Origin of the sequence: Sphingobium sp., from assembly GCF_033795625.1 — a bacterium.
Taxonomy (GTDB): Bacteria; Pseudomonadota; Alphaproteobacteria; order Sphingomonadales; family Sphingomonadaceae; genus Sphingobium.
Map to the genome: position 1 here is coordinate 1 of NZ_JARYGI010000013.1, position 11,949 is coordinate 11,949.

Genomic DNA, 11,949 nt, shown 5'->3' on the forward strand with positions numbered 1-11,949 from the left:
AACATTATTCACTCTTTGAGAGGAAGATAGCGTAAGGTCTTCTCAATAGGGGAACTATCATGGAATCAATCTCAAAGAGAAGATTGTCTAGGCGGGTTCTCGTCCTTGAGGACGAATATGTTATCGCTGAAGCTATCTGTGCAGCGCTTGAGGAAGAACATTTCACTGTGGCAGGTCCATATGGCTTTCTGACGAAAGCCGTGTTCAAGGAGAGCCAGATGAAGATTGATGCGGCTGTCATCGATCTCAACCTGCATGGTGAAATGGCTTATCAATTTATCGACCATCTTCTGGATCAGTCCATTCCGCTCGTCATCACCACTGGCTACGGTCGCGACTCCATACCTGCGCGATTTGCCAAATGTCCTATCGTGGCCAAGCCCACCGATCCGGAAGTGATCGTGGCCAAGCTAAGGCAGGTTTTGGCAAGCAAGTGCTCAGCCCGGCGAGAAGACCTTCATTGAGCCAGCCAAGGCCGCGTTATTGATCGCGACGAGAATACAGGGAAGAGCTATGGCAGCGTTTGCCCGTTGCCGGGTTCGGGTGACGACCGGCGCGCCCGTAAACAACTGACCTGTCGTTTCTCCGTGAGTGCCCATGCAACTTGAACATTTCGACGCCGCCGCTTTTCTCCGGGATCATTGGCAGAAGAAGCCGCTCCTGATCAGAAATCCCTGGAAGTCGTGGATCAATCCGGTCGAACCGGATGAACTTGCGGGCCTTGCCTGCGAAGAAGAAGTCGAAGCGCGCCTGATCAGGCGAACGCGCGCGTCGTGGAAAGTGGAACATGGGCCATTCCTCGAATCCCGCTTCGCACGGCTAGGGAAAAAAGAATGGACGTTGTTGGTGCAGGCAGTCGATCATCACGTCCCGGAAGTTGCAGCCTTGCTTGAACCCTTCCGCTTCATTCCCAATTGGCGCGTGGACGATGTGATGGTGAGCTACGCTACCGATGGCGGGGGCGTAGGTCCGCATTTCGATCAATATGATGTCTTTCTGGTGCAGGGTTCGGGCAGGCGCCGCTGGCAGACCGGAGCAGTGTGCGGTCCCGCTACGCCATTGTTGCCGCATGACGATCTGCGGCTCCTTGCCTACTTCGAAGCGACCGACGAATGGATCTTGGAGCCCGGCGACATTCTCTACGTGCCACCTCGCTTCGCACATAATGGCATTGCGGTTGGCGACGATTGTATGACCTATTCCATTGGTTTTCGCGCCCCATTGCGCAGCGAGTTAATCGCGCATTGGTGCGATCATCTGCTCGGCGATCTGCAAAACGATGATCGCTATGATGATCCGGACTTGCAGATTCAACACAATCCGGGGGAAATTTCGCCGCAGGCGCTCGCACGACTACACGCAATGGTCAGCGAAAAGATGCTCGACGGACGAGCCTTTGCGCAATGGTTCGGGCACTATAACAGCACGCCCAAATATGCCGACATGGATTGGCAGCCGGAGGAGGCCATCCAGATCGATGAACTTCGCGCACTTGCGGCTGACGATGTGGCATTGCGCCGCAACCCGGCGAGCCGCTTCTCCTTCATTCGCCAAGGGACGCATGCGATATGGTTCTTCGTGGACGGGAACTGTTTCGAGTGCCGGGATGAAACGGCCATGTTTGCCGAACGCCTCTGCACACAGGAGCCGCTAAATGTTAATGCGGCATTGTCTAAATCCGATGCGGCGATGGATATGATCACCAAGTTGCTCAATCAGGGCAGCCTGGCGCTTGGCGAGGTATGACAGAGCCGTGTCGCGGTTGATCCTCTTCAACAAGCCGTATGGGGTGCTCTGCCAATTTACGGATCGCGGCTCGGACACCGCCCGCCCCACCTTATCGGACTTCATCGATTTGCCGGGCGTCTATCCGGCAGGGCGGCTCGATCTCGATAGCGAGGGGCTGCTCCTGCTCACCGACGATGGCAAGTTGCAGGCGCGGATAGCCGATCCGAAATTCAAGATGCCCAAGTCGTATCTCGTGCAGGTCGAAGGCGATCCCGGAGAGGCAGAGCTTGACAAGCTGAGGCGCGGCCTAACCCTGAAAGATGGCCCGACCCGCCCTGCGCAGGTAGAACGCATTGCGGACCCCGCACTCTGGCCGCGCGATCCACCAGTGCGCTTCCGCAAGAGCGTCCCGGATTGCTGGCTCAATCTGACGATCCGGGAAGGCCGTAATCGACAGGTGCGCAGGATGACCGCGGCCGTTGGCTATCCGACGTTAAGGCTTGTGCGGTGGAGCATAGGCGACTGGTCGATCAATGGAGTACAGCCTGGAGAGTGGCGGGAAGTCCAAAGTTAAAGGTAGCCTGTCCCGCCATTACTGGGAAATCGCGCTGCTCCGGTCCGTGAGAGCAAGGTCCTACATCAACTTCCCTATTTCCATGCATCCAAGCGCCTGATGCTCCGTATCTGCGTGGTGCATCAAAAATTAAGCCTCTGCATCTATGACCAAGAACTCGGTAAGCGACAGGTGCGATGCATGAGTTCTTTAAGGTTTACGGGACGGGGGCGTCAGGGTGATGACGTGGCGCCGCGCGTTGCCCGGTCATGAAGGTCGCTGTCGTCCATCCCTGGTTCATCACGAACGGCGGCGGCGAAAAGGTCGTCGAAGCGTTGGCGCGCCTGTATCCGCAAGCGGATTTCTTCGGCCTAATGGTGTCCCAGGAACAGATTCCGCCTGCGCTTCAAGGGCGAACGATACATTCGACCTTCCTCGACTATGTGCCGGGATCGAGCCACTATTACAAGCATCTCTCACCCTTATATCCCATTGCGACCCATACTCTCGATGTGACCGGCTATGATCTCGTGATCAGTTCGGGTGGTCCTGCCGTCAAGAACGTGAAGATCAGCCCTTACGCGCTGCACGTGCATTATTGCCATTCGCCCGTGCGCTTCCTGTGGGACCAGTTTCCGGTGTGGCAGGCCCGGCTGCCCGCTCTTGCACGGCCGTTGTATCGGGCGAGTTGCGCCTATCTCCGTAAATGGGACTATCAGGCTGCCCAGAGGGTGGACGCGTTCATTGCGAACTCGGACTATGTGGCGGAGCGTATTCGCCGCTATTATCACCGTGAGAGCACGACCATCTATCCGCCGGTAGCAGTCCAGGCGGCATATAGCCCATCGCCTACCGGAGATTACTATCTGTCGGTGGGGCGTCTGGTCCCTCATAAACGCACCGATCTGGTAATCGAGGCTTGCAACCGGCTACGGCGTCCGCTGATCATCGTTGGCAGCGGGCCGGAGGAGGCGAAACTCAAGGCCATGGCCGGTTCGACAGTTCGTTTCATGGGCCGTGTTGACGATGAAGCTCTGGAAGCGCACTTTCGCAGCGCCCGGGCATTTGTGTTCGCGGGCGACGAGGACTTCGGTATCGCCACTGTTGAAGCACAATCCTATGGCCTGCCCGTCATAGCCTTGAAGAGCGGCGGCACGCTGGAGATCGTGGACTGCGCGCCGGAATGGGATCAGCCTACAGGCGTGCTGTTCGGTACGCAGGACTGCGAAGCAATCGTACAGGCCGTGCATGAGTTCGAAGCCTATGAACATCGTTTCGACCGGCAGCATATCTGGCAACGGTCCACCCGGTTCAGTGAAGCGGTGTTTGACGCTCGCGTGGTGGCGTTCATCGATTCGTTGCTGCACGAGAGGCGGATCACCGTCGCGGCGGAATGAAAGTGGACGTGCCGGTGTCCCCCTCTGCGCAGCTGCCGCATGTGTACAATCGACTAGCGGCAACGCCGCCCGTTGAGGGGCAGGGTCCCGCTATGCTGGCGCCAGAGGGTTTCTCTCCGGCGCGATTCGCCTGGATGAAGACGCCCCCGCCGATGCCAGCGCGACTGGCGTGGGAAAAAGTCACGATCCTGGTGTTGATGCTCCCGCTGTTCGGGCAGAGCTTTCACTACGTCAAGGATATCCCGCCGCTTTGGGCTTTGTCCAAGGCGTTTCCGCTTATTGCCCTGCCGCTGGCTCCGGTGCTGCTGTATCGCCCGTATTCCCCCTTCACGCGGCAAATGATCTTCACTTTATTGTGGCTGGTGGTGATCTCCAGCTTTGCAGCCGTTCCCGCTTTTGGCCAAAGTTTCGTCACCGGCCTGACGGGGCAGATCAAGCTGTTGCCGCTCTTATCCTTCTTCTCGTTCCTCGGCCTGCTGTACTGGCAGAAACCCACGCTGCGGGAACTCTCCGTCGCATTCATGATCTGTGCCGCGCTGACGTTGCTCGTGCTGTTCGCGCTTTGGCTCGTCGCGCCGCAAAGCTGGTATGTCAGTTCCATCGAAGTGGGTGACGCTCCGATTCTGTCGGCGGACGCACGCGGCAATCGCATCAGGATGCCGATGTTCTTTGCCGTTGTGGCGATGTTCTTCTGGTATCGGCTGGCGAACCAGACGCGCAAGGCACGCTGGATGATCCTTGTGGCGGTCGTGCTGGCGTGTCTGATGGGGCTGGTGCGGACCCGTGCCTTCGTGCTGGGCGGGGCGGCCACGCTGGCGCTTGCGATGCTGATGGCCACGACTCCGCGTCGTAGGCTGATCGTGCTGGTTCTGGTGCCGCTTTTGATGCTGGCGATGTTCCAGGTACCCTATGTCGCCAGTGTGTTCGATACCGGCCAGAATTCGGGCCTGGATGTGCGGGTCATCACCGCGCAGAAGGCAACCGATTTCCTCGGCAGCGACTGGATCAACTGGATCTTCGGTGTCGGCTCGATCAGTTCGATAAATTCGAAAGGCATGTCGACCTTCTTCAGCCATTATTTCTTTCTGGCGGATATCACCTGGCTGGGTATCGTTTTCGAGTTCGGGCTGGTCGGTGCAGCGCTGCTCCTTGCGTTGCCGGTCCGAGGACTGTTTTATTTCGGGCAGTTGCGCCGCCGGATCGACCATCCGCTGCTCGCCGCGCTACAGGATTATCTGTTGTACGTCATCCTGATCTCGCCGCTTTACCCCTCTCTGACGCTGCAGCCTGGAGAAGTCGCCGTAATCCTTGCGGTCGCGGTATATTGCCGCTGGGCCGCGAAGGATTTCCGCGCGCGCCGACGCCGATTCGCGTGAAAAGCAGGCATGGTGTTCTGCTGGTGGCGGTGGGGCTGTTACTGCCCGCTGGCCGTGAGCCTGACGACCTCGTCCGCATCAAGGTCGATTTATCCGCGCCGGGACATCCGATCAGCCCACTCATCTACGGGGTGAGCTTTGCGTCGGCGGAGGTACTGCGCGATCTCTACCTTCCGCTGAACCGGGCGGGTGGGAATAGCGCTTCGCTATACAACTGGCGGATCGATGCGCGAAATGCTGGATCTGATTACTTCTTTGAAAGCTTGCCGGTGCGCGATCCGGTACGGGACCAGTTCGGCAGCGGCTTTGTGGCGCTTACGAAGCGGGGTGGCGCCAGCGCCATGCTCACTTTCCCTCTGAACGGGTGGGTCGCGCGCCTCGGGCCGCAACGCTCGCCACTGGCGGGTTTTTCCGTCGCGAAATACGGCCCGCAGGCTGTCACCGACCAATGGATGCCGGATGCCGGAAACGGCTTTGGTAAAGACCGGCGGCCTATCAGCGGCAATGACCCTGACGACGCAGCGACGCCGGTGTCCATTGCCGACCAGCAGGCATGGATCCGCGCGCTAGTCGCAGAGTGGGGCAGGGCGTCGCAGGGCGGCGTCGCTTATTACCTGATGGATAATGAGCCGAGCCTCTGGCACCTCACTCATCGCCATGTTCGGCCGGTTGGCGCACATACACGGGAAATAGCGGATAAGGTGATCGAGGCTGCTGCCACCATCAAAGCCGTCGATCCCAGCGCGAAGATCGTCGCGCCGGAGGAGTGGGGCTGGGGCGGTTACAAAGACAGTGGCTTCGATCAGCAACTCGCCGCGGCTAAAGGGGCGTTGGCGCAATCCGACCGGGTGCGGCAGACGGGCGGCATCGATTATCTCCCGTGGCTGCTTCAGCGCTGGAAAGCGGCAGGGTCACCGGTGGATGTGGTGAGCGTGCATTTCTATCCGCAGGGCGGGGAGTATGCGACGGGGGGCAATGCCGGGCCACAGGCAATCCAGCTGCTGCGCAACCGCTCGACACGGTTGCTGTGGGACAAGCAGTATCGCGAGGAAAGCTGGATCGCGCAGCCAGTGGCGCTGGTGTCGCTGCTGAGGGGTTGGGTGGATCGCTATTACCGGCCGGGGACGCCGATTGCGATAACGGAATATAATTGGGGTGGCGAAGACAGCATGAGCGGGGCGACGGCGCAGGCCGACATATGGGGTATCTTCGGTCGCGAGCGGCTGGACATGGCGAACCGCTGGCCTGCGCCGAAAGTAGGTACGCCGACGTATCAGGCGATGAAGCTGATCCGGAATTACGACGGGAATGGCGCCGGATTTGGCGACATGAGCCTGCCTGTGACTGTGCCGGACAGTGATCGCGTGTCCGCCTTCGCGGCGCGGCGAAGCGGTGATGGTGCGCTGACGGTTCTGGTGATCAACAAACAGGCGGACAGGGATGCGCGGCTGTCGATCGCCTTGGCGGGACGGACGCCAGCGGATGCGCGTCTGCGCACTATCAGGCTTGCGAACCGGAAGGTCGAGACCTTGCCCGTCGAGCGACTGAACCGGAACATGATGTGGACGATCGCACCGCCCCAGAGCGTGACGATGCTGGTGTTGGAAACGCAGCCGTGAGGATCGCTGCACTCCTTCGCGGGCGTCAGGATTTCCTGCGCGCGGCGTTCGTCACTTTGGGTTCACGGCTGTTGGACCTGCCGAGCCGCTACGGCTTCCACTTGATCGTCGCTTTCCGGCTGGGCGTTCTGGACGCCGGATTGTTCTACATCGTATTCAGTGTGTTGACGCTGGCGGCGGGAGCGGGCCGGTTGGGTATCGATCGTGCCCTGACGCGAGAGGTCGCGCGGGCCATCGCGCAGCATGCGCCCAACAGCGCACGTGCGATCATCGGTAACGGGGTTCGCACCGTCTTCGTGCTGTGCATCGTCGCCACGCTACTGATGATCCTGATCGCGGATCCGGTCGCGCGGCACTTGATCGGCAATCCGGCGCTCGCACGGCCGCTGATGATCGGCGCGCTGTCTATCGTGCCGCTCTGTCTCAGCGTGGTGGCGGGCGGCGCTCTGCTCGGGCTGATGCGCGTCGGCTACAGCCAGATGATCTATTCCTGGTTGTGGCCCGCCATCTTCTGCATCTGCGCGCTAATCGTGCCGTTGACGGTGACGAGCGCGCTGTGGCTGCTGCTGGCGTCCACCACCATCAACGCCGTGATCGGCTTCGTGCTTCTCGGCATGATGCTGCCAAAGAAGGACGTTGGAGCTTCTGCGGGAGAGCGAGTGCCGCTGTTCGGGCTCGGCTGGTCGCTCTTCACTACCGAGATCGTGCAGTTGCTACTCGCATCCGCGCCGACGTTGACGCTCGGCATCGTCACCAGCGAGCGGGAAGTCGGCTATTTTGCGCTGGCATGGCGCGTAGCGTTGATCCTGAACCTCGTGGTCAGCGCTGTCGCCGCGATGGTATCTCCGCGCTTCGCCCGCGCGCACGCGCAGGGCAATCGCGAGGATCTGATCGCGACATCCGCGCAGGCGCTGGCGATAGTCTTCGCGCTGGGAGCGTTGCCGCTGATCGTGCTGGTGATCGGCGCGCGGCCGATACTGGAACTGTTCGGCGCGGGCTATGGCGACGGCGCGATGACCTTGCGCATCCTGTTGCTGGGGCAATTCATCGCGATGCTCTCGGCAGGCGCACCGGAACTGTTGGGCATGGCGGGGCATGGGAGTATGTTGCGCCGGATCAACCTGGTTGCTGCGGTTTGCCTGGGCATTTCGCTCGCGGTCTTCACCCCGCTGTTCGGCGCGAATGGCGCGGCATGGGCTACGGTGACGACGGCCATCGCCATTGCGGTAGGCGCGAACCTGGCGATCAGGCACTATCTCGACTTCGTGCCGCTCGCCGCCTTCCGGAGTTCGCTGCGCCCGCGCCGCGTTCACTAATCCGAAAGTTCGATCCACACGGGCGCATGATCGCTCGTCTTTTCCCAACCGCGTACATGCCGGTCGACCTGCGCATCCTGTAGCCGGTCGGCCAGCAAAGGGCTGAGCAGGATATGGTCGATGCGCAGGCCCGCATCGCGCCCAAAGGCGTTCCGAAAATAGTCCCAGAAGGTGTAGATCGTCTCGTCGGGGTGCATGGTCCGCAAGGCATCCGTCCAGCCCTGTTCCAGCAGCCGGGCATAGGCGGTGCGCACCTCCGGGGCGAACAGGGCATCGTCCAGCCAGCGTTCCGGCTTGTAGACATCGCGGTCCGTGGGCATGACGTTGAAGTCGCCGAGGATGATGACCGGCAGACCTGTCGCGATCAGTTCCGCGGCATGCGTGATCAGGCGGTCGAACCAACGCAGCTTGTTGTCGAACTTGGGACCGGGACGCGGGTTGCCGTTCGGAAGGTAAAGCCCGGCAATCAGCAGGCCATTCACCGCAGCCTCGATGTAGCGGCTCTCTACGTCATCGGGATCGCCGGGCAAGTCACGGCGAGTCTCGTGGATCTCTCCGACGCGGCTCAGCAGGGCCACGCCATTCCAGCTTTTCTGGCCGCGCCAAATTGAAGAGTATCCGGCGGCTTCGATAGCGGCGCGGGGGAATTTCTCCTGCGGCGCCTTCAACTCCTGCAGGACGGCAATGTCCGGTTGCGACTCCTCCAGCCATCGCAGCAAGACCGGCAGGCGTCCGTTTACGCCGTTCACATTGTAGGTGGCGATCTTCAAGCGAACATCTTTCGGGCAAGTCGAGGGTCGTATATCAGCGCGCCAATGGAGCCGATGTTCCGGCGGCGATGCTAGTCATCGGGCGGGAGCGTCCTATATCGACGCCATCCTATGGTCCTTGGTCGTCGTCATGCCCGGAACTCAACTCGATCTCTTTGCTGCTCCGCTCGTGCCGGGACTGACATATGCGCAGGATCTGATGACGCCGGCGGAGGAAGCCGCACTGATTGGGCATATCGATGCGGCCCCTCTGCAGCCGTTTCGGTTTCAGGGCTGGCTCGGCAAGCGCCTGACGGCTTCCTTTGGATGGCGCTATGATTTCGACAACGCGGCTTTCAATCCTGCCGATCCTATGCCCGACTGGTTGCTCCCCGTGCGGGCTAAGGCGGCGGCGTTCAGCGGGCTGGCTGAAGGCGATCTCGTGCAGGCGCTGCTGACGCGTTACGATCCGGGAGCGGGCATCGGGTGGCATCGGGACCGGCCGGTGTTCGAGCATGTCGTCGGGATCTCTCTGGGTCAGCCAGCGATAATGCGGTTCCGGAGGCGTACGGTCACAGGCTTCGAGCGGGCCAATCTGCGGCTCGCGCCTAGGTCCGTCTATCATCTTGCGGGGGCAGCCCGGCATGAATGGGAGCACAGCATCACGGAATTGCCTGCGACCCGCTGGTCACTCACCTTTCGCACTCTATCAGATAGAGGCAGTCGGTCGCGCAATATCAAACCAACCCATTGAAAACGCGTCGCGCTTCACCATATCGCGGTTGTTGTTCAACAAACGAAAGGAGGTGGTCGAATGTCTCATTGTCTCACGCCGGTCACGGCACAGTTCGCAGGCATCGTCTCCACCGCGGGGTTCTGCCGCGTCTGATGGCCGCATACCGGCTGACAATGGAAAGGCCGTCCCAATGGGGCGGCCTTTCGCATTTTTAGGCTACTGCCAGTTGTTCAGGGGCCTTCGTGGAGGGGATCGGTGCCCGGTTCGGGCGGTTCCTCCGTCGCGTGGACACCCCCCGCACCAGCAGGTTTCTGCCCCAGTGCGGCAGCTATCATCCGCTCCCAGATGGCCGGGTCCCCGGCTGCTGCCATGACTTCGTCCGGTTCCCGCAAGGTCCTCAGCACTGCAAACGCATCGTCGCAGTAATCGGGCCAGGCGCTGTCCACATCGGGCGCCGCCGAGGATTCGTGACCCAGCGCGTTTATACTCAGATGTTGCCCGGCCAGAACGCGTGCGATCCGTTCGATCACGGCTGTCTTCGATACGTTCATGGCGGGCTCTCCTTGCTGTTCTTCGTACAAATCCTATCAGAATTGGGAGTTCCGGAAAGGATAATGTAAGCCGGGGCTAAAGCTGCGCCATGTCTCCCATGCAGCCCTGCATTCGTATGGGAAACGAGTTTGGCCAGGTTCGGGCGGCTCAAACAGGAAGGCCGGGTCTCCAGCCGAACTTGCGGGTAGCAATAGAACGCGCCGCTCCTGTCATCCCAAAAGCCTGCACCGATCTTGTTGGCGGCTTTCTGTGCGGCTTCGATGCTTGGATACCATTTGCCCGACCGTGTGGGCGTCACGTAGCGATAGAGTGTCATGCCATCTAAATGCCGGTCGATGCCCGCGGTTCCGCTCGGTTCGACGAGTGTAGCCGTCCAGGCGGTAAGCCGATCCTATCGCTCGGATATTGGCGTGATTTTTTTTGTTGGCGGAGAAAATGTCGAGCGCCGGTTATTGCTGCGTAATGATCGTTGGACTTGCCCCGACCCTGTGCAACATTGCAGCTTTCAGCCGATACCATAGGAGCTTGCATGAACCGCCGCTGGATGAAGCTGGGTGTTGCAGCCACGATACTGATGTTGGCCGCGCCCGCGCACGCTGCTGCCGATCCCGCTCTCGCCAAGCGAGTCCTGCTCCGGTCGGTGGCGTTCAAGACCGTCGAGGGCGAGGGGCAGGTGCCCAAGCTGGCGGACTATTATGCGTCCGTGCTGAAGGATGCCGGTTTCGCCGATGCCGACATCACAATCACGCCAATAGGCGAAACCGCGACGCTGGCCGCCACTCTGAAAGGCAGCGACCCGAAGCTGAAGCCGCTGTTGATGATTGGGCATATGGATGTGGTCGCGGCAGATCGGAGAGACTGGACGCGCGATCCGTTCGTGGCCGTCGAGGAGAATGGCTATATTTTCGGGCGCGGGGCGGAGGACAATAAATATGACGTCGCCATGATGGTGACGACGCTGGCGCAGCTGAAGCGCGATGGATTCAAACCGCGCCGGACCGTCATCCTGCTGCTGTCGGGAGACGAGGAGACGCAGATGGCGACGACTCGCGCTCTCGCGCAGAAGTACAAGAATGCGGAGCTGCTGCTGAATGGCGACGGCGGGGGCGGCCTGATCGGAGAAGACGGCAAGCCGGCGCTGTTCCAGTTGCAAGCGGGCGAGAAGACCTATGCCGATTTCGAGATCGCGATCACCGATGCGGGGGGCCACAGCAGCGCGCCCACGGCGACCAACCCGATCTATCGCCTTGCAAAGGTTCTGGACCGGATCGCCAGCTATCAGTTCGCGCCAATGGCGAACGAGTTGACGCGGGCCTCCATGCGGGCGGGGTCGAGGCGGATCGCTGGCGAGGCAGGCGCCGCAATGGCGCGCTATGCCGCGAACCCGCAGGATGCCGAAGCGGCGGCTGTGCTCTCGTCGAAGCCGGAGCTCGTGGGGCAGATCCGGACGACCTGCGTCGCGACGATGCTGAGTGGCGGGCACGCGCTGAACGCCCTGCCGCAGCGCGCTACGGTCAGCGTAAACTGCCGGATATTCCCCGGCGTCAGCATTGAATCGGTCAAGGCGGAACTGACCAAGGTCATCGCGGACGACAGCGCCACGATCACCACCCTTGGCGAGCCGCTCGCCAGCGACGCGTCGCCGCTGCGCAAGGATGTAATCGCCGCAGTCACCAAGGCTGTGCAGGCGCGCTATCCGGGACTGGAGGTCACGCCCAGCATGATCTCTGGAGCGACCGACAGCTTGTATTTTCGGGCATCGGACGTACCGAGCTATGGCGTGAGCAGCCTCTTTCAGAAAGCCAGCGATGGCTTTGCCCATGGCCTGAACGAGCGCGTGCCGGTGGATGGTATTCCGGGCGCGCTGCAGCAATGGGACATCATGCTGAAGATGCTTTCGAAGTAGCGGCGCTTGCGCAAGAC

The 11,949-nt window shown here is 60.9% G+C and carries 11 protein-coding genes; 9 read left to right on the plus strand and 2 right to left on the minus strand.

The window, feature by feature from the left end; genetic code table 11:
- The first annotated feature begins 59 nt into the window (after nucleotides 1-59).
- The 7 genes from QHC67_RS08510 (at nucleotide 60) to QHC67_RS08540 (ending at nucleotide 7,989) form a co-directional block, all read left to right on the plus strand.
- The gene (locus QHC67_RS08510) at nucleotides 60-464 is read left to right on the plus strand and encodes a hypothetical protein (RefSeq protein ID WP_319293214.1); all 405 of its coding nucleotides are present in this window, start codon (nucleotides 60-62) and stop codon (nucleotides 462-464) included.
- A gap of 133 nt (nucleotides 465-597) precedes the next feature.
- Nucleotides 598-1,746 (plus strand): cupin domain-containing protein, encoded by a 1,149-nt coding sequence (locus tag QHC67_RS08515; RefSeq protein ID WP_319293216.1) that lies wholly within the window; start codon nucleotides 598-600, stop codon nucleotides 1,744-1,746.
- A gap of 7 nt (nucleotides 1,747-1,753) precedes the next feature.
- Entirely contained in the window at nucleotides 1,754-2,302 is a 549-nt protein-coding gene (locus QHC67_RS08520) for a pseudouridine synthase (protein WP_319293218.1), read from the plus strand.
- Nucleotides 2,303-2,550: 248 nt separating this feature from the next.
- Entirely contained in the window at nucleotides 2,551-3,678 is a 1,128-nt protein-coding gene (locus QHC67_RS08525) for a glycosyltransferase (RefSeq protein WP_319293220.1), read from the plus strand.
- Nucleotides 3,679-3,686: 8 nt separating this feature from the next.
- Nucleotides 3,687-5,054, plus strand: a complete 1,368-nt coding sequence (locus QHC67_RS08530; protein ID WP_319293222.1) for a hypothetical protein — start codon at nucleotides 3,687-3,689, stop codon at nucleotides 5,052-5,054.
- Entirely contained in the window at nucleotides 5,051-6,673 is a 1,623-nt protein-coding gene (locus QHC67_RS08535; RefSeq protein WP_319293224.1) for a glycoside hydrolase family 44 protein, read from the plus strand. The genes QHC67_RS08530 and QHC67_RS08535 overlap by 4 nt, the downstream gene beginning before the upstream one ends.
- Complete coding sequence (locus QHC67_RS08540; RefSeq protein ID WP_319293226.1) at nucleotides 6,670-7,989, plus strand: oligosaccharide flippase family protein; 1,320 nt, start codon at nucleotides 6,670-6,672, stop codon at nucleotides 7,987-7,989. The genes QHC67_RS08535 and QHC67_RS08540 overlap by 4 nt, the downstream gene beginning before the upstream one ends.
- Here QHC67_RS08540 and xth read toward each other — a convergent pair.
- Nucleotides 7,986-8,759, minus strand: a complete 774-nt coding sequence (gene xth, locus QHC67_RS08545; protein WP_319293228.1) for an exodeoxyribonuclease III — start codon at nucleotides 8,757-8,759, stop codon at nucleotides 7,986-7,988. The two genes, QHC67_RS08540 and xth, sit on opposite strands and share 4 nt — an antisense overlap.
- Before the next feature lie 130 nt (nucleotides 8,760-8,889).
- Between xth and QHC67_RS08550 the strand changes: the two genes are divergently transcribed.
- Nucleotides 8,890-9,492, plus strand: a complete 603-nt coding sequence (locus QHC67_RS08550; protein ID WP_319293230.1) for an alpha-ketoglutarate-dependent dioxygenase AlkB — start codon at nucleotides 8,890-8,892, stop codon at nucleotides 9,490-9,492.
- 212 nt (nucleotides 9,493-9,704) lie between these two features.
- Here the strand turns inward: QHC67_RS08550 and QHC67_RS08555 are convergent, their stop codons facing one another.
- Nucleotides 9,705-10,025 carry a hypothetical protein gene (locus tag QHC67_RS08555; RefSeq protein WP_319293232.1) on the minus strand — a complete coding sequence of 107 codons (321 nt, stop codon included), beginning with the start codon at nucleotides 10,023-10,025 and terminating at the stop codon, nucleotides 9,705-9,707.
- A 530-nt stretch (nucleotides 10,026-10,555) separates the two neighbouring features.
- On the opposite strand from QHC67_RS08555, the gene QHC67_RS08560 reads away from it, so the two are divergent.
- A complete protein-coding gene (locus tag QHC67_RS08560; RefSeq protein WP_319293233.1) occupies nucleotides 10,556-11,932 on the plus strand; it encodes a M20/M25/M40 family metallo-hydrolase in 1,377 nt (458 codons plus the stop codon).
- The last annotated feature ends 17 nt before the right edge of the window (nucleotides 11,933-11,949 follow it).